This is a genomic window from Variovorax sp. SG517, from assembly GCF_013376045.1.
In the GTDB taxonomy this organism is placed as follows: Bacteria; Pseudomonadota; Gammaproteobacteria; order Burkholderiales; family Burkholderiaceae_C; genus Variovorax.
The window spans coordinates 1-15,867 of record NZ_JABMJG010000018.1; the positions used below are offsets into that span (position 1 = coordinate 1).

Sequence of the window (15,867 nt, forward strand, 5' to 3'; positions counted from 1 at the left end):
GGGCTAGGAGGACTGAGCCCCGTTGAGTACAGGATGAAGGACGCCATCCAGTTGGCATGATCTAGACAGTGTCCAAGGTTTGGGGGTCGGTTCAGTCTTAGTGGACACGAGCATCCTTTGCTCCTAACGCCGATTCAAGATGGGTTCACGGGACGCTTACCTTGGAACAACAGGCGCCTACCAAGTACTGAACCAGCATGGGCGTAAGGGAAAGACTAGGCATTGGCACCTCGTATCGCGATATACATCGATTCACTGCTCCCCGATTCACCCAGCGGCAGCGCTACTTGCTCCAGGCGATTCACTAACTCGAAGTGACGAGCAGGATCCTTCTCAGAAAGTCTCTGAGCGGGTCAAGATGGAGCGGATTGTTCGCGATCAGCCAAGACACAAGGGTAGGCACGTCGCGCGTTTTTCTAAACTCTTGAGTCGCGTTCGAGACAGCAGAGAACAACTGCTCGAGCACCTTTGCACCGTCAATTTCCGCCTCCCTGCTCAGATCGAAGCCCGAGAGCGCGGCTTCAACTTGTGCAAGCTCGCACTCGCAACCTAGTTCTTTGAGTGCAGCATGAATCGCGTGAGGCTCGATCAAATAGCTTTCCAGCATACGTCGATCTAAGAATCGGAGCCGATTCTTAGACTGCAACTCAATGCGAACCTTGTCCTCCCTTTTTCTTTTCTCGGCATCAAGAAGTACACATATCATCGGCGGGACTAGGCCTGCAGACGTCGACAAGCGCTCATAGATCGAAACGATCTCATCCGGCGGCATGCCGTTCTTCTTTTCAAATGTCCCGGTTCGCTCCACCCGGAGCACCGCTGTTCCTGCGGCAATTTCAGGACACGCATAGCGAAGGACTTCAGGAAAGACAAGCTCTTCTGTTTGCCCCTCGACCCATAGCACTCGATCCTTTCCGTGTAAATCGGTGACACTTATGCCTAGGCGTGCGAGTTCCCCGCGAATGGTATGCAACTTTTCGCGCGTGGCTTGCTTTACGACCGTGGCCGAGTTTTCAAGATCCAGAAAACTGATCGTCGAGGTATCAACAGCCGTCAGAACGTCGGCAGAATGGGCTGTCAATATGAACTGATGACTCTTACCTTCGGACTCTAAAATTGCCAAAAGCTCACGCAAAGCGCGCGGGTGTAGAAACGCGTTCGGCTCGTCAATTGCGATGACCTGAGGTTCGCGTGCTGTCAATAGAACGTAGAGGATTGCGACAACATTTCCGATACCAGTGCCCATTCGGCCGATGGGTGTAGCCAGATCCTGACGTCGAGCCTCCGGACCATGAGGCAGGCAATAGAGCGCAAAAACGTTGTTGGGAATCGGCGTGCTTTGCACCCATGAAACATCAGGGAAGATGCGTTGGACCCACTCGCAAAGCTTCCGATGTCCATGAGCATCGCTTGTTTGCAAACGGTTGATGAAATAGGGCAGCCGCGCCGCCTCACGATCGAGCACCAGATCGTTCACCATTCCACACTCTGATCCGGGCCTGCGTTGAGCCCCAAATCGATAAACTCTCGCCGCGCACCGATCCACCAAGTTCTTCAGGCCTTGCCCTAGCGATTGCGGTCCGATGGCAGAAGTCGTGTATTGACCAATACCGCCAGGGGAAACGCGAAACCCAGAAGTTAGAGAAGAGTCCCACTCGTACATGGACCCTTGAATCACAGTGCTGGAGGAGAAAGCCGCTGACCGACCACGTGGCTCAAGTGTCAGATTCACTTGGAGCTCCGGATCTTGCAAAAAGATCCGATCGAGGTGGCTATCAATACCGTGGGTGCCTCCACTGGGGCTGGTGATTGGTAGCCCAAACTGTTCTGATCCATACATTCGCGCCAACTCCAGAGTAGAAGTCTTGATTCCAACTTCGCCTCTTGAAGACCCACGCGGAACATCTCCGAATGATGGGAGGGTGATGCTCGAGCGATGGGGGTCGTTGTTCAAGGGCGCTAGGTCGAGCGCTTCAAGAACAGTTGATTTGCCTGCATTGTTTCCCCCGAGAATTAGATTAAACCCCTCATTGAAATGAAGAGTTTGCGCTTCATTAAAGCTCTTGTGGTTCTCGATAGTGACATGACAAATACGCATGGTGCCTTACGATGATCCGTCCGTGTCTAAGTCTGTCTGCAATCAAGGAATGCACTGTAAAGACAGAGCTTTCCCTAGTACAACCGTAGAGGTCAGCGCGTCTCACTGCGCGCTCGATCCGAGCACCAGCCGCGAAAGTGCTCGATCGGTGCATTGACTCTTCAACTGCGCCGGCTTGAGGGCGCCCTTGGGTCTAATGACTGGCATGAGGAGGACGTACTCTGGTAGAGCCCGATCTCAACATGTCGCCGTGCTCAACTTCATGTTCACCGTCCTCCAAGCAGCTCAATCATTGAAATCAAGCAAGCTGTGCGCTGCTTGGCTCGTATCCTTGGGATCAAACCACTCACCGGTCCCCAGCCACCTGAGCAGGGCCCATAGAAGCTGAAACCATGGAGATCGCCTGCTACCCGGTCTTTTGTTTCGCGAGCGAAGAAAGCACCCTCCGGGCCGCAGCGCGCCCCTCTTCATCCGAATGCTTGTAGTTGTCCAACAGCGCGGCCTCATCCGGTGTCAGTCGGCTCTCAACCGGCGCAGCTCTTTGGCCCACCAGGACGTAGAGCACATCGACGCCGAGATCAGCCGCTGCGACTAGCGCATCGGCGTTGGGCGACTGCTCACCTTTCTCCCAAGCGAGCAGCGTCCGCCGCGACACGTCGAGTGCAGCAGCAAATTGTTCCTGCGAGAGGCCCGTTCGATCGCGCTCCTCGCGCAAGCGATCACCAACAGCCGCGCGATTTTTCTCACTCATATGTTGACTTGCGAGAAATTTCTCGCAAGAATGGCTTCACTGTGCAATTTTCTGTCTCATGAGCATACACAGCCACGAGTGCCGCCGCCTCCCATGAAAACCGCCAAAACTCCTGTTCGACGCGCACCAAACGGTGCAGTCAGCGACAAGCCCATTGCGGTGCGCCTGCATCCTGAAGAGCTCGAGCGGTTTAAGAGCCGCGCCGCTCGCGAGCAGCGATCCATGGCTTCCGTAGTTCGACTCGCCGCCCTTCGCGGCCTGGACGAATGCGACCGCACCAACACGCCGCTCACGGCCTGACCTTTCGCTGCAGCAATCCTCGGAAGGCTCCACCCATGTACCCCGATCCCAAGCGCGTGCGCTCCAACCGCTACACGATCCGCCTCGACGACTACGAGGATGGCCTCGTTCAGGCCATGGCGAACTACCAGGGCGAGCAGCTCGCAACGCTGCTGCGCGAACTGGCTCTGCGCGAAGCGCGTCAGGTGCTGGGGCTGGTTCATGAGCCGAGTCTCGACCAGCGCGCCGCCTGAAGGAAGGCCGCATACAGCCGCCCCACGGCGCAACAAGAGCAGCCGAAAAGATGCCCGAGCACACCATCACCTTCACAGATGAAGACCACGCGCTGATCGAGCGCGTGCAGCTGGAGCGCGGGTTCCCCTCTTTCGAGTCCGCCGCCGAATGGCTGGTGAAGGCCCGGCTTCGCCGCGCCGCGCGCGCCACTACCGGGCGCGGCCGTGCCCTCTACCTCGTCGACCGGCGCCCTGCGCCCTCGGAGCCGGGATGAGACTGCGCTGCCCTCACTGCGACCACCTCGGGTCCATCCGGACCACCAAGGTGATGACGCCGACCGTGTCGCAGCACTACGTCGTTTGCGGCAACTTCGAATGCGGGCACACGTGGCGCGCGACCGCCGAGGCGGACATGACGATCTCGCCTTCGGCAACGCCTGCGCCGACCGTACATCTGCCGCTCGCATCGCACATGCGGCGCGACGTGCTGGCCCAGCAAATCCGCTCGGGCAGCACAGCCGAGCACACGCCCTTGATGACCCCGCCCGAGACGCGTGACCTCTTCGCGCCGGCCGGCCTCGACGGCCCTTCATAGCGCGCTCGAGCGCCCGCTCGATCTCCCCTTCCCCATCCCCTGCGGTGCCTGTTCGGAGGCCCTGCGGGACGTGCTCACCCCGGAGGTTTTCACATGAACGACTCAGCACCCAGCTACCTCGCCCCGCGCCCCGCGCAGGTGCCCCTCGAGCCGCAGTACGCCAGACAACGTCGCTTCGGCGCGGACTCGACGGACGCCTTTGCAGGCACAGCATCGGCCGACCGACAACACGAAGACGAATGCAGCCCGCCGATGGGCCGCGCGAGCGTGTACCGCGATGCCAAAGAGGATCTTGCCCAGCTGCGGATCGACATCGGTTCCGGCACTGAGCTGCGCGCCACCTTGACGCTCCATGCCGCCGGCTTGCGCGACCTCGCCGCCCGCCTCCTCGACGCCGCCCACGACGTCGAATCCAATCCTGCCGCCGTCCTGGCTGAGGTTGTACGCGCGGCGGGTGACGCACGATGAGCACCCGGGTCCTCGATCAAGGCGGCAATCACTGGGTCGCCCACGGCCAAACCATCTGCCACAAGCAGAGCGGCAATCCTGACGCGACGCCCGGCGTCGGGCTCGACGTCTACTCGTACCACAGCGCAGGCGGCAGCAACAGAAGCCATCGCCCCTTCGTGCTGGTGATCGTCGGCTCGGGCCCAACCGCCGGGATCTTGCCGCTGCACATCACCCCGGACGATGCCCGCGCGCTCGCCACAAGCCTGAACCGTGCCGCAGCTACCGCCGAGGCTGCTGATGCGGCCGTACTGGCGCGTCGCAGCAGGGTAGCTGCGTGATGGGTTCACAGCTCGCTCGCCTGCTGCTGATGCGCGCGCTGGCCGCTGCCGCGCGCTCTCTGTTGCCCGCCCTCGTGGTGGTGCTGATCTCCGCCCTGCTCGGCCGCGCGCTCGCGCTGGCTGGGCTGCTCTGAGGAATTCATGAGCGGAGATCTTCTCGACGACATCGCCGACGCGCTGGCGAACGACTACGAGTTCAAGCGCACGTCGGACGGCCGTTTCCTGCAGAAGGGCATCTGCCCGAGCTGCGGGAAGAAGTCGCTGTGGACCTATGCCGCGACCCCGTGGGTAGTGCGGTGCGACCGGCTCAACAACTGCGGCTACGAAGCCCACGCAAAAGACCTTTACCCGGACTTCTTCAACTCGTGGACCGAGCGCTACCAGAAGCCCGAACAGGACAAGCCGTCGGAGCAGCAGAACCCCACCGCCGCCGCCGATGCTTATCTCCGGGAAGGGCGCGGCTTCGACCTCTCGCTCATCAAGGGCACCTACACCCAGGAGCACTACTTCGACGCCCGCGCCGACCGTGGCAACGGCGCCGGCACGGGCACCGTGCGATTCCAGCTCGCCGGCACCTGGTGGGAACGCTTCTTCGACCGGCCGCATCGCTTCGGGAAGAAGAAGGCGAACTTCAAGGCCGGCGGCAGCTACGCGGGCACGTGGTGGGCCATGCCCGGCCTCTCGTTCGTTGCGCCGCCGCCGGCCACACCCGAGACGGCCATGGCCCAGGCAATGCAGGCCGCGTCACCTGCGGGCCCTTTGCGGCCTTCCAGCCCGCCTCCGGAAGAGCTGTGGCTGGTAGAGGGCATCTTCGATGCCATCGCGCTGGCGCACCACGGCATCGCGGCCGTGGCGCTGCTGAGCTGCAACAACTACCCGGAGAAGGCCCTGGCCGAGGTCAAGGCCGTGGTCGAGGGCCAGAACGGTGCCGTCGACCTGCCCCGGCTGGTGTGGGCCTTCGATGGCGACAAGGCCGGCCAGGACTTCACCCTGAAGTACGTCAGGCGCGCGCGGGAGGCCGGCTGGGTCTGCTCGGCGGCGCAGATCCCGCAACGCGGCAAGGCGAAGGTCGACTGGAACGACCTGCACCAGCGCGGCAGGCTCGAAGAGAACCACCTCGAAGACTACCGCTACCACGGCGCCCTGCTGCTGGCTGCCACGCCGCAGGACAAGGCCCTGCTGATCTACAACCGGACCGGCAAGCAGAGCTTCGACTTCGACCACGTCAACCGCCTGTACTGGTTCAAGCTGGATCTCGACCGGTTCGGCAAGGCCGAGGACAGGATCAAGCAGGCCATCGCCGAGGGGCATACGCCGCCGATGGGCGACGAGGATCTGCGCACGCAGGCCTTGAAGGAATCCGGCGTGCTGCAGCCCATCGCCAACTGCAAGCCGCAGGCCCTTTACTACCAGAAGAACGAGGTCACCGGCGAGGCCTGGTACTACTTCCGCGTCACGTTCCCGCACGACGGACCCGAGGTCAAGGGCACCTTCACCGCCGGCCAACTGACCACGGGCAGCGAGTTCAAGAAGCAGCTGCTGCACATGGCCGCCGGCGCGATCTACAGCGGCTCGAGCCAGCAGCTCGAGGTGATGATGCAGCGCCAGCTGGACAACATCAAAACCGTCCAGACCGTCGACTTCATCGGCTACAGCGCGGTGCACAAGACCTACCTGCTGGGCAAGGTCGCGGTGCGCGAGGGCGCGATCCACGAGGCCAACAAGGACGACTACTTCGACTTCGAGAAGCTGTCGATCAAGACGCTGCAAAAGTCGATCCAGCTGCAGGTCAACACCGACCGTGAAGGCTACGAGCGCGCCTGGCAGAAGCACCTGTGGTCCGCCTTCGGCGCGAAAGGCTACATCGCCCTCGCCTACTGGTTCGGGAGCCTGTTCGCCGAGCAGGTGCGCGCCGAGCAGCAGAGCTTCCCGTTCCTCGAGATCGTGGGCGAGCCCGGCTCGGGCAAGACCACGCTGATCCAGTTCCTCTGGAAGCTGTGCGGGCGCGACTACGAGGGCTTTGATCCGTCGAAGTCGACTTCGGCCGGCCGGCTGCGCACCTTCACGCAGGTAAGCAACCTGCCCATCGTGCTGATCGAGTCCGACCGCGAGACAAAGAGCGGAGGTCAGGCGCACGTGAAGAGCTTCGACTGGGACGAGCTCAAGGACGCCTACAACGGCAACAGCATCCGCACCACCGGTGTGAAGACCGGCGGCAACGAGACCTACGACCCGCCCTTTCGCGCGTCCATCGTCATCAGCCAGAACAACCAGGTGCAGGCCTCGCAGGCCATCATGGAGCGGATCTGCCACATGACCTTCGACACAAGAGGGTTCACGACCGCGAGCTACGAGAGCGCGAAGGCGCTGGAGAAGATCGAGATCGAGCAGGTCAGCGGTTTCATCCTGGCCGCGCTCAAGCGCGAGGCGGACGTGATGGCAACCATCGCGGCCGACCACGACCAAAACATTCAGTTCCTGCTCGCGCAGGACGGCATCCACAAGCCACGCATCGCGAAGAACCACGCGCAGCTGCTTTCCATGTCGAAGGCGCTGCGCGCTGTGGTGCCGCTGTCCGATGAACAGTTCAGCCAGGTGCAGGCGCAGATCGTCGCCATGGCTCGCGAGCGGCAGCAGGCCATCAACGCCGACCACCCGCTGGTGCAGGAGTTCTGGGAAGCCTTCGACTACCTCGACGCCTTGGGCGTGGAGTCGGTCAAGCACGGCCATCTCGACCGCCCACTGCTCAACCACAGCCGCGACGGCAAGCAGATCGCCGTCAATCTCAACGAGTTCGTCGAGAAGGCGAATACACACCGCCAGCAGATCCCCCTGCTGGCGGAGCTGAAGAAGGTGCTGCGCACCAGCAAGACCCGGCGCTTCGTCGACATCAAGTCGGTCAACAGCGCGATCCGGACCACCCCCAACGCCGAAGGCCCCGACACCCCAAAGACCGTGCACTGCTGGGTCTTCGAGCATCCGGGGCGCGGCGCCTGACCACGAAGGCTCCCATGCACATCACCGCCGCGCAGCCGTTCCGCTGCCACTACCGCCACACGGTCCCCGGCCAGGCGCCCATCGCGCTCTTCATCCAGCTGCGGGCCCGCGACGCGTTCGCCGCCCAGCAGATCGCCGAGGCCGCGCTCGGGCGCCTCGTCGACCGCGTGGAGCCCGCTCCCTTTCCCGTTTCCACCACCAACTCTGCAAAGGAGGTTTGACCATGCACGCCTACATCGTGAAGGTCATCGACGCCGCCGGCGTCTTCTACGGCTACACCCAGCTCGCAGCCTCGTGCGCCGCAGCCGAAGGCATCGCCTTCGAGCGCTTCGGCAACTTGCGGCTGCTCAGCGTGCGGAGGTCCGCATGACCGGCGCGCGCAAGACCATGCCGACGCGCGGCGTGTACGCCGCCGGCTTCAAGTACCGGGACTCGTACCACACCAACATCCGCGAGACGTTCAAGGTGGCGCGGGCCGCGCTGACGCGCGAGGCGAACCGCAAGGCCCAGGAGCGCCAGCAGAGCCTCGAACTGGACAACGTGGTACCCATGCCCGCGCGAGGCGGCAAATGAGCTGCGTGGACGTCGCTACAGCGCCAGAGGCGCCGGCCGCGCTGCTCGTGCACGGCAGGCCCGAGGCGCATGCATTCGGAACTCTGTTCCGCGCCTGCGAGCTGTGCAGGCACTCGACGGCGCTTGCCGGTCGGCTGCTCTGCGACAGCCCAGCAGTTCGCCTGACTGGTCAGCCCGAGGCGCTGGATGTAGCCCGAGCGGCTTCCAGCAGCTGTGGGCCCAACGCCCGACACCTCGACATGCCGGGCTGGCATTGATCGCTTCGAGCCTTTATGGCCCACGCAACCGAGCCCACCGACCAGATGCTGCGCGAGGCCTGCGCGCGCATGGCGGAGCGCTTTCGCTGGGCCGACGACTTCGAGGCGGTGATGCAGGACCGCGTGCGCAGCCGGATGGTGCGCATTGCAGCCCGGCACCCCGCCGCCGCAGGCAGGGCACCAGCGCCGCGCGCGCCGTCCTGCCGTCCCTTGCAGCCGTCCGCCGGCTGCCTTCCCTTCATCGACCGCAAGCGCGCCGCCGCAGGCGAGCGCGATGACGACTGATCAGATCCTTTCACAGAGTCAACATGAACCGCGTCTACATCGAATCCCCGCGCCCCGCCAGCAGCAGCTCACAACGCAGCATCATCGTGATCGCCTTCACCGGAAAGACCGGCGCAGGCAAGGACAGTGCCGCAGCTGTACTGGTCAACCGTTGCCAGTTCGAATCCATCGCGTTCGCCGACGGTCTGCGCCGCGAGATCGCGGCAGCGTGGCGCATCGACGAGCGGATGCTCGACCATCGGCCGACGAAGGAATGGGCCATCCCGGCGCTCGCCGTGGGCATGTGCAGCGACCCGGCCTTCATCAGCTGGTGCTTCGACGCCGGCGAAAGCCTGCACGAGCCCCGAAGTCCGCGCTGGGCGATGCAACACTGGGCGGACTTCCGGCGCCGGTACCGGCCCAGCTACTACGCCGACATCGCCACGCGCTGGATTGCCAGGAAGGCAGCAGTCGGGTTCCGTCGTTTCGCGATCACCGATCTGCGAGATCCCGTCGAGGTGACAGCACTGCGCGCCCTCGGCGTCCAGCTCAGCGTCGTACGGGTTCACAGCCCGAACGCGACGCCGCTCAGCGCCGACACGGCGCACCACAGCAGCGAGCGTCACCAGATCACTGTCGACTTCGATCTGCGAAACGATGGAAGTCTCGAGGCGCTGTGCGAGAACGTGCTGTCGCTGCCACCTGTGACGCCTCTACTGGCCTCATGCCGACAACAAGGAACGCATGCATGAAGTCCGTCGAGATCGAAGGCCCTATCCATGACGGAAGCCAGTCGGCGGCGATTGCGGTAAAGACACACCCGCTGGCCACACCTGCGCGCCAGAACGGGAGGGCGATCTTGACCCCTTGTGAGCTTCAAGAGCTCACGGGGTACAGGCGCGCGGCCGAACAGCTCGCAGAGCTTCTACGTCAAGGGTTCTACAGAGCGCGCCGATCTCGATTCGACGGAAGCGTCATCCTCGAGCGCCCTCACTACGATGCGATCTGCGCCGGTGCCCGCGCGCCGGCCAACGGCCCCAAACTTCGACCAGTAGCGAGGAAGAGATCATGAAGCGTGACCTCCCACCGAGGGTCTATGAGAAGAACGGCAGCTACTACCACGTCGCCGCGTTGGGCGAAAAACGGAAGTGGACCAAGCTCTGCCGCATCAAGGAAGGCCTGTCGTCGATGTACCTGGCATTGGCCAAGATCGAGACGGACAAGGCGCTCGACGACATGATGCCCAAGGTGTGCGCCGACTGGATGAAGGAGATCGGCAGCAAGCACGGGAAGAAGTCACAGGCGGACCACAGGACGCACAACAAGGCGATCTCCGAGGCGTTTCTCGAATTCCGCGCCCGCGATGTCACGCCCCCTGTCGTCGTCGAGTTCCTTGAACCGTGGGACGAGCAGCCGCGCAGCTACAACGCCTACCGTGCGGCGCTGCGCGAGCGCATGCGATTCGCCGAGGTGAAGGGTTTCAGGCCCGCCGGAAGCAACCCGGTCGACTCGGTCAAGACGAAGAAGGTGAAAGCCCGCACGAGGTACATCACGGATAGCGAGCTACGCCGGATCAAGGTTGCCGCCTGCTATGGCGACGATGGCAACAGGACGCGCTCAGGACACACCATCTGTTGCCTGATCGACATGGCATATCTGACCGGCCAACGAATCAGCGATCTGCTGGGCCTTGAGTGGACCCAGATCCGAAAGGAAGGAATCCTTTTCGAGCCGTCGAAGACGGAGGACACGACGGCGGTCCGGATCTTGATCGAGTGGACACCGAAGCTGCAGGCCGTGATCGAGCGCCTCAGGCACCCACCGCCAGTGCCTGGCCGTCGAGGCAAGGCGCGAAAGACGAAGCCGGTGAGCATGCGGTACGTTTTCTCGACACTCAAGGGCGAGCCCTACACCTACGACGGAGCATCCACCGCGTGGACCCGCGCGCGGGAGCGAGCCAAGGTCAAGAACGCGCACTTCCACGACCTGCGCGCGAAGGCACTCACAGACATCGATGGCGTCAGCGAACGCGGGATCGGCCAGGCCCAGACTATGGGGGGCCACAGCACCCAGACGCAGACGGCCGACTACGTGCGTCACAAGCGGGCGAAGAAGACCGGCGCGACACGCTGAAACCTGTCTAACGGGGAAATGCCCTCAGAGGGAAAAACACACCCAAAATCGAAAATCCGCGTTAGACAAAACGTCGGCAACCCGTTGATTTATATAGGTTTACCCACTGTTTTGGGACCAGAGGGTCGAAGGTTCGAATCCTTTCGCCCCGACCAAAAAATCGAAATGCAGACAGTCACATGGCGGGCTGTGTGCATTTTTCGTTTGTAGTCTGTATCCCGGAAGGCCGATCACCCGATCGCATGCGCCACCGCAAGGGCCAAAACCGGCCCCAAAAGACGGCGGGAACTGCTCGGGAATGAAAGTTGGCCTGCCCGGAGGGGATCGAACCCCCGACAACCTGCTTAGAAGGCAGGTGCTCTATCCAACTGAGCTACGGGCAGATTTGGAGCTGGAGAGAAGCCAGCAAAATCAATGACTTGAGCGTGAATGCTCTCACGGACGAGCGCGAATTCTACCGAGTTCCGCGTATCGGTTCGGCGGCTGCGAGGCATTGCGCAGCGCGTCGTCAGGCCCGCCAGCTCGCTCGCGGCAACAGTCTCCAAATTTCCACCCAACTGGCCGGATACGCTGGACCTCCTGGTGATGCACCGCCACCTCCAGCCTTGCCCCGAGACGCCGCAGCCCCGCCGCTGAAGGACCCTGAACTTGCTCGACGCACTCCGCGCCCTTCGCGCCGTCTGGGCCGCACTGGTCGCCATCGGCCAGTTCCTGGCCTGGTTGCTGAATCTGCTGCCGTGAGGCCGGTCAGCTGCCTGCGGCCTGCTGCGGCTCCCCCAGCGACAGCATCAGCCGGTTCGCCCAGTTGAAGAAGGCAGCGCCGTGGATGACGTCGGCGATCGCAAGATCGTCCAGTCCTTGCGCGCGCAGTTGCGCCACGTGTTCGGGCCCGAATGCGGACGGCGTGGCGGACAGCGCGACCGACGCCGCGACGATCGCATTCCAGCGTTCGCCAAGCTCGGCCTCCACGCCTTCGTCGAGCAGCCTCTGCACGTCTTGTGTGCGCTGCGAGAAATGCGAGGCGAAGCGCGCGTGCACCGAGGCGCAATAGATGCAGCCGTTGTAGCGTGAAGCCGCGGTGGCCGAGAGTTCGCGCTCGGCGCGCGGCAGGCCGGCTTCGGGGTTGTAGAAGATGTCCTTGTCGGTGCGCGTGCGGGCGCCCAGGATGTCCGGGTCGCGCGCCAGCAGGCGGAAGTACGGCGACTTCGCTCGCGATGCGTCCACCAGCCCCGCGAAATGCCGCTCGGTCAGGTCGGCCTCGGGCAGCGGTTCGAGCCAGGGCAGCCATTCGAGCTGCGCCTGCGTGAAGGCGTTCGGATGAATGTTCCCGGGGTGGTTCAACACGGATTCGGCGCTCATGGTGTTCTTCCGATCAATCGACGAGGGTGACGGGGCGTTGCGCCAGGGCCCGCAGGCCGCTGACGACACGGATCTGGAACGCGAGGAACGCCACGAGCTGCGAGAGCGTCACGACTTCGGTGCTCGACCATCCCGCGTCCAGCAGCGACTGCAGCGCCGCGGCGCTCGCATCGCGCGGGTGGAAGACGAGCAAGTGTGCGTGCTCGAGGCCGGCCGAAAGCCGCTCGCCGAACACCGCGCGCTGCGCGTCGCTCACCGTGTACGGGGCACCATCCGCATCCTCGGCGCTGAGCGGTCCGGCGGGATAGCGGCCATAGGGGCCCTGTGCGTTGCCCCGTTTCGTTTCCGCGCCGATGGCCTCGGCCACTCCTGCGCGGGCGCCCTGCCCTGGCAGCGCATCGGCGTAGAAGCGCGCCACGTCCGCCTGGCCGTGCAGTCCGGCGACGAAGGCGGCGACGGCAAACCGGTCCGCGATCTCGAAGTTCCCGAACAGCGGCGGCGTCGGTGCGAACAGTGCGAGGTAGCTCTGCTGCGCATGGATGCGTGCCTGCTCGCGCTGCGAACGGATGCGGTCGAGGTGGCTGCCGGGCTCGATGCCGGCAAGCCGGTCGATGACGTCGGGCACCGCAGAAGCAAGGGAAGCCGAGGAAAAAGAGGAGGCGGAAGAAGAGGAAGAAGCGATGGCGTTCATGGCGAAAGGAATGCAGCTAGAGAAGTGCGAGTGCCTGGAGATCCGGCGCGCTCGCCCCGCGCGTCCAGCCCAGGGCCGACGCGACCATGGTGGCGGTCAGTTCGATGGAGCGCAGGATCGCCTCGTGCGGCGGATCGACCGAATGCACCTGGCAGACGAGATCGGTCACGCGCGCGAGCGTGCTGTCGGCGCGCAGCGAGGCGATCACGTCTTCCGGCGATCCGACGTGCACGTCGTACTCGGCAATCAGCTGTTCGAGCGGCGCGTCGGGGCCGGCGCGGTCGGCAAGCCCGGCCTGCCCCGAGGCCGCGAAGCGGGCCGCCGAGCGGCGCAGGCCGATGTCGGCCAGGCGCAGCGCCTCCTTGCGCGTGTCCGCGACGAAGACGCTGCGCGAGCCCACGATCCGCGGCGCATGGCCGGAAGGCAGCGCCGCAAGGTAGGCATCGACGATCGGGTTCTGGATTTCCGCGAGCGAGGCATGCGGCGCATGCCCCGGACGCGGCTGCGTGCGCGAGAGCATCAGGCCGTCGCCCGCCTCTCCCGCGCGCGTGCCTCCGCTCACCGAAAAAGTCGCCTGCCAGATTCGTCCCAGCAGCTGCGAGCCCGTGGGGTACAGCGTGTCGCCGCCGGCCAGCGGCTGGCCAGCCCATGCCGAACGCACCGCGGCGAGCTGCCTGGCGAAGATGGCCGAACGGTCGTTGCCGTCCAGCCCGAAGGCCGCGAAGGATTCGGGCGTGCCGCCCGTTCCCACGCCCACCTCGAGCCGGCCGCCCGAGAGCAGGTCCAGCACGATCGCATCCTCGGCCACCCGCACGGCGTTTTCCAGCGGCAGCGTGACGATGCCCGTGCCGAGCCGGATGCGCCGCGTGCGCGAAGCCACGTAGGCCAGGAAGACGAAAGGCGACGGCAGCCCGCCCTCGTGCTCATGGAAGTGATGCTGCGCCACCCAGGCCGAATCGAAGCCGAAGGCCTCGGCGTGGGCGATCTGCGCGGCGGCCAGGCGGTAGCGCTGCGCGGCGGGAACGTCGTCGAGCAGGCGACTGAAGAAGCCGAGGCGAAGCGGGCGTGGGAAATGGGAAGTGCCGGGCATCCGGAGGTCTGAAGGCTGTGTTGTGGCTGGCCTTCGAGTCTTGCCCGTGATGCGGTGCGGAGGGAAATCCGCTTATCGCGCTTGCTTATGCGCTTTGCGCGTATCGCTCCTGCGCTTTGCGCGTATCGCTCCCGCGCGGCGCCGCAGCCGCGCGAGCCCCCGCGCTCATGTCTGCGTCGGATGCATGGCCGTGCAGACGCGGTTGCGGCCTGCCATCTTGGCCGCGTAGAGCGCCCTGTCGGCGGACAGGATCAGTTCCTTCGGCGGGCTCGTGGTCTTGGCGGGGCTGAGGGCGTCCACGCCGGCGCTCAGGGTCACGAAGCCCTCGGGCATGCCGGCATGCACGATCTTCAGGTCGCGAACCGCGCTGCGGATCTTTTCCGCGAGGACGGCGGCGGCGGCCACGTCGGTCTTCGGCAGGATCACGGCCAGTTCTTCCCCGCCGTAGCGCGCGGCCAGATCGCCCGGGCGCCGGGCCGCGAGGCTTGCGATGGTGCGCCCGATCGTCTGCAGGCACTCGTCGCCGGCCGCGTGGCCGTAGATGTCGTTGTACTGCTTGAAGCAGTCGACATCGATCAATATCAGCGCCAGCGTGCTCGCGTCCCGCATGGCGCGGCTGAATTCGCTGTCCAGCGTCACGTCGAACTGCCGGCGGTTCGCCAGGCCCGTGAGGCCGTCTTCCATGGCGAGGGTGTTCAGGGTCTTGTTGAGCGTCTCCAGGGCGTCGCGCGCGCGACGCAGCTCGGCCTCGGTCTTGTTCTGCAGCTCCATCTGCCTGATCAGCCGCCAGCCCACGAAGCCGACGATCGACGTCAGCAGGATGACCCCGCCGGTGTGCCAGAGCGTCTCCTGCCACCAGGCGGCCAGGATCTCGTCCTTGGAGAGAGCCGCCGCGGCGAACAGCGGATAGTTGGCAAGGCGCCGGAAGCTGTTCAGGCGCGTGATGCCGTCCTGCGCCGACAGGATCTCGGCCGTGCCGACCGGCCCCTGGGTCGTGTACGCGCGGAAAAGCCCGGTGTCGCGCATGTTCCGCCCGACCGAGTCGACGCTGAAGGGCCGGCGGGTCATCATCGTCCCGCTCTCGAGGATCAGCGCCACGGCGCCGGCTTCGCCGATGTCGAGGCTGTCGTAGAACTTGCCGAAGAACTCGACGTCGATCGTCGCGAGCGCCACCCCGCCGAAGCTGCCGTCGGGGTTGTCGATGCGCCGCGAGACGGGAATGAGCAGCTTGCCGTTGGTCCGGCTCTTCACCGGCACGCCGATGTGGGGGCCGCGCTGCGTGTGCTCGCGATGGAAGACGAAGTACTCGCGCAGCGCATTGTTCAGGTTCTGCGGCGACTCCTGCCGGGAATTGACGATCCAGTTCCCGTCCTTGTCGTAGACGTGAAGCGCGTCGAGCTGCGGGAGTTCGGCCACCCGCATCGCCAGCAGCCTGTGGAGCCGGTCGAGGGCCGCGGGCCCCGTCCCGTCGTGCTGGATGCGCTCGACGATGCCGATCAGCGCGGTATCGGCCTGCTTGATCGTGTCGTCCGCCTGCTGCGCCATCGCCCGCGCGAGATTCGACGTGGCAACGCTCATCTGCTTGAGCTGGACCGCGCGCGAATGCCAGCTGTTCAGGAAGTCGAGCGCCACGAGGGCGAGGCAGACGACGGCGACGAAGGCCGTCGTCCGGAAGGTGATGGATGGTCGACGAAACACTGCCTGCTTTCGGAACAATGATGTCTGGGCGCCTTGCGCACTTTGACACATCTCCGGCCGG

Annotated in this window: 20 protein-coding genes, 1 tRNA gene and 1 pseudogene; 14 read left to right on the forward strand and 8 right to left on the reverse strand. The window is 64.4% G+C overall.

The annotated features are described in order from the left end of the window. Window positions 1-304: 304 nt before the first annotated feature. The 3 genes and pseudogenes from FHT32_RS33505 to FHT32_RS33510 form a co-directional block, all read right to left on the reverse strand. A complete protein-coding gene (locus FHT32_RS33505; RefSeq protein ID WP_256099269.1) occupies window positions 305-1,480 on the reverse strand; it encodes an ATP-dependent endonuclease in 1,176 nt (391 codons plus the stop codon). Window positions 1,481-1,945: 465 nt separating this feature from the next. Further along, window positions 1,946-2,098 (reverse strand): annotated as a pseudogene (locus FHT32_RS35535) (AAA family ATPase); the annotation flags it as partial. Window positions 2,099-2,504: 406 nt separating this feature from the next. Further along, entirely contained in the window at window positions 2,505-2,849 is a 345-nt protein-coding gene (locus FHT32_RS33510) for a helix-turn-helix transcriptional regulator (RefSeq protein WP_176668852.1), read from the reverse strand. 93 nt (window positions 2,850-2,942) lie between these two features. Between FHT32_RS33510 and FHT32_RS33515 the strand changes: the two genes are divergently transcribed. From FHT32_RS33515 to FHT32_RS33575, 14 genes are all read left to right on the forward strand, one after another. Continuing rightward, complete coding sequence (locus FHT32_RS33515) at window positions 2,943-3,149, forward strand: hypothetical protein (protein ID WP_176668853.1); 207 nt, start codon at window positions 2,943-2,945, stop codon at window positions 3,147-3,149. A 35-nt stretch (window positions 3,150-3,184) separates the two neighbouring features. Continuing rightward, window positions 3,185-3,382: a hypothetical protein gene (locus tag FHT32_RS33520; protein ID WP_176668854.1), complete on the forward strand. Its 198-nt coding sequence runs from the start codon at window positions 3,185-3,187 to the stop codon at window positions 3,380-3,382. Window positions 3,383-3,432: 50 nt separating this feature from the next. Then, on the forward strand, window positions 3,433-3,636 hold the full coding sequence (locus FHT32_RS33525; RefSeq protein WP_176668855.1) for a hypothetical protein: 204 nt from the start codon (window positions 3,433-3,435) through the stop codon (window positions 3,634-3,636). Further along, complete coding sequence (locus FHT32_RS33530) at window positions 3,633-3,956, forward strand: ogr/Delta-like zinc finger family protein (protein ID WP_176668856.1); 324 nt, start codon at window positions 3,633-3,635, stop codon at window positions 3,954-3,956. The genes FHT32_RS33525 and FHT32_RS33530 overlap by 4 nt, the downstream gene beginning before the upstream one ends. Before the next feature lie 93 nt (window positions 3,957-4,049). Next, window positions 4,050-4,424 (forward strand): hypothetical protein, encoded by a 375-nt coding sequence (locus tag FHT32_RS33535; protein WP_176668857.1) that lies wholly within the window; start codon window positions 4,050-4,052, stop codon window positions 4,422-4,424. Beyond that, a complete protein-coding gene (locus tag FHT32_RS33540) occupies window positions 4,421-4,744 on the forward strand; it encodes a hypothetical protein (RefSeq protein WP_176668858.1) in 324 nt (107 codons plus the stop codon). The genes FHT32_RS33535 and FHT32_RS33540 overlap by 4 nt, the downstream gene beginning before the upstream one ends. Continuing rightward, window positions 4,744-4,878 carry a hypothetical protein gene (locus FHT32_RS35245; protein WP_256099270.1) on the forward strand — a complete coding sequence of 45 codons (135 nt, stop codon included), beginning with the start codon at window positions 4,744-4,746 and terminating at the stop codon, window positions 4,876-4,878. The genes FHT32_RS33540 and FHT32_RS35245 overlap by 1 nt, the downstream gene beginning before the upstream one ends. A 7-nt stretch (window positions 4,879-4,885) precedes the next feature. Continuing rightward, complete coding sequence (locus FHT32_RS33545; RefSeq protein WP_176668859.1) at window positions 4,886-7,741, forward strand: toprim domain-containing protein; 2,856 nt, start codon at window positions 4,886-4,888, stop codon at window positions 7,739-7,741. Between the two features lie 14 nt (window positions 7,742-7,755). Beyond that, on the forward strand, window positions 7,756-7,962 hold the full coding sequence (locus tag FHT32_RS33550; protein ID WP_176668860.1) for a hypothetical protein: 207 nt from the start codon (window positions 7,756-7,758) through the stop codon (window positions 7,960-7,962). Window positions 7,963-7,964: 2 nt separating this feature from the next. Beyond that, complete coding sequence (locus FHT32_RS33555; RefSeq protein WP_176668861.1) at window positions 7,965-8,111, forward strand: hypothetical protein; 147 nt, start codon at window positions 7,965-7,967, stop codon at window positions 8,109-8,111. Next, a complete protein-coding gene (locus tag FHT32_RS33560) occupies window positions 8,108-8,314 on the forward strand; it encodes a hypothetical protein (protein WP_176668862.1) in 207 nt (68 codons plus the stop codon). Before FHT32_RS33555 ends, FHT32_RS33560 begins: the two co-directional genes overlap by 4 nt. A gap of 272 nt (window positions 8,315-8,586) precedes the next feature. After that, entirely contained in the window at window positions 8,587-8,856 is a 270-nt protein-coding gene (locus FHT32_RS33565) for a hypothetical protein (protein ID WP_176668863.1), read from the forward strand. Window positions 8,857-8,879: 23 nt separating this feature from the next. Further along, window positions 8,880-9,587, forward strand: a complete 708-nt coding sequence (locus tag FHT32_RS33570) for a hypothetical protein (RefSeq protein WP_176668864.1) — start codon at window positions 8,880-8,882, stop codon at window positions 9,585-9,587. Window positions 9,588-9,903: 316 nt separating this feature from the next. Then, window positions 9,904-10,968, forward strand: coding sequence for a tyrosine-type recombinase/integrase (locus tag FHT32_RS33575; RefSeq protein WP_176668865.1), 1,065 nt, complete (start codon window positions 9,904-9,906; stop codon window positions 10,966-10,968). Between the two features lie 306 nt (window positions 10,969-11,274). Here the strand turns inward: FHT32_RS33575 and FHT32_RS33580 are convergent. The 5 genes from FHT32_RS33580 to FHT32_RS33600 form a co-directional block, all read right to left on the reverse strand. After that, window positions 11,275-11,351: transfer RNA gene (locus FHT32_RS33580), tRNA-Arg, on the reverse strand. A gap of 364 nt (window positions 11,352-11,715) precedes the next feature. Continuing rightward, a complete protein-coding gene (locus tag FHT32_RS33585; RefSeq protein WP_176668866.1) occupies window positions 11,716-12,327 on the reverse strand; it encodes an alkylhydroperoxidase domain protein in 612 nt (203 codons plus the stop codon). 13 nt (window positions 12,328-12,340) lie between these two features. Then, window positions 12,341-13,018: a CMD domain protein gene (locus tag FHT32_RS33590; RefSeq protein ID WP_176668867.1), complete on the reverse strand. Its 678-nt coding sequence runs from the start codon at window positions 13,016-13,018 to the stop codon at window positions 12,341-12,343. 16 nt (window positions 13,019-13,034) lie between these two features. Then, window positions 13,035-14,108 (reverse strand): putative FMN-dependent luciferase-like monooxygenase, encoded by a 1,074-nt coding sequence (locus tag FHT32_RS33595; protein ID WP_176668868.1) that lies wholly within the window; start codon window positions 14,106-14,108, stop codon window positions 13,035-13,037. A 165-nt stretch (window positions 14,109-14,273) separates the two neighbouring features. Continuing rightward, window positions 14,274-15,806, reverse strand: coding sequence for a sensor domain-containing diguanylate cyclase (locus FHT32_RS33600; RefSeq protein ID WP_176668869.1), 1,533 nt, complete (start codon window positions 15,804-15,806; stop codon window positions 14,274-14,276). Window positions 15,807-15,867 lie beyond the last annotated feature (61 nt).

Excerpts from the sequence above, each read along its gene's own strand:
- FHT32_RS33505 (WP_256099269.1), bottom strand. The coding sequence starts at position 1,480 with ATGGTGAACGATCTGGTGCTCGATCGTGAGGCGGCGCGGCTGCCCTAT.
- FHT32_RS33510 (WP_176668852.1), bottom strand. The coding sequence starts at position 2,849 with ATGAGTGAGAAAAATCGCGCGGCTGTTGGTGATCGCTTGCGCGAGGAG.
- FHT32_RS33515 (WP_176668853.1), top strand. The coding sequence starts at position 2,943 with ATGAAAACCGCCAAAACTCCTGTTCGACGCGCACCAAACGGTGCAGTC.
- FHT32_RS33520 (WP_176668854.1), top strand. The coding sequence starts at position 3,185 with ATGTACCCCGATCCCAAGCGCGTGCGCTCCAACCGCTACACGATCCGC.
- FHT32_RS33525 (WP_176668855.1), top strand. The coding sequence starts at position 3,433 with ATGCCCGAGCACACCATCACCTTCACAGATGAAGACCACGCGCTGATC.
- FHT32_RS33530 (WP_176668856.1), top strand. The coding sequence starts at position 3,633 with ATGAGACTGCGCTGCCCTCACTGCGACCACCTCGGGTCCATCCGGACC.
- FHT32_RS33535 (WP_176668857.1), top strand. The coding sequence starts at position 4,050 with ATGAACGACTCAGCACCCAGCTACCTCGCCCCGCGCCCCGCGCAGGTG.
- FHT32_RS33540 (WP_176668858.1), top strand. The coding sequence starts at position 4,421 with ATGAGCACCCGGGTCCTCGATCAAGGCGGCAATCACTGGGTCGCCCAC.
- FHT32_RS35245 (WP_256099270.1), top strand. The coding sequence starts at position 4,744 with ATGGGTTCACAGCTCGCTCGCCTGCTGCTGATGCGCGCGCTGGCCGCT.
- FHT32_RS33545 (WP_176668859.1), top strand. The coding sequence starts at position 4,886 with ATGAGCGGAGATCTTCTCGACGACATCGCCGACGCGCTGGCGAACGAC.
- FHT32_RS33550 (WP_176668860.1), top strand. The coding sequence starts at position 7,756 with ATGCACATCACCGCCGCGCAGCCGTTCCGCTGCCACTACCGCCACACG.
- FHT32_RS33555 (WP_176668861.1), top strand. The coding sequence starts at position 7,965 with ATGCACGCCTACATCGTGAAGGTCATCGACGCCGCCGGCGTCTTCTAC.
- FHT32_RS33560 (WP_176668862.1), top strand. The coding sequence starts at position 8,108 with ATGACCGGCGCGCGCAAGACCATGCCGACGCGCGGCGTGTACGCCGCC.
- FHT32_RS33565 (WP_176668863.1), top strand. The coding sequence starts at position 8,587 with ATGGCCCACGCAACCGAGCCCACCGACCAGATGCTGCGCGAGGCCTGC.
- FHT32_RS33570 (WP_176668864.1), top strand. The coding sequence starts at position 8,880 with ATGAACCGCGTCTACATCGAATCCCCGCGCCCCGCCAGCAGCAGCTCA.
- FHT32_RS33575 (WP_176668865.1), top strand. The coding sequence starts at position 9,904 with ATGAAGCGTGACCTCCCACCGAGGGTCTATGAGAAGAACGGCAGCTAC.
- FHT32_RS33585 (WP_176668866.1), bottom strand. The coding sequence starts at position 12,327 with ATGAGCGCCGAATCCGTGTTGAACCACCCCGGGAACATTCATCCGAAC.
- FHT32_RS33590 (WP_176668867.1), bottom strand. The coding sequence starts at position 13,018 with ATGAACGCCATCGCTTCTTCCTCTTCTTCCGCCTCCTCTTTTTCCTCG.
- FHT32_RS33595 (WP_176668868.1), bottom strand. The coding sequence starts at position 14,108 with ATGCCCGGCACTTCCCATTTCCCACGCCCGCTTCGCCTCGGCTTCTTC.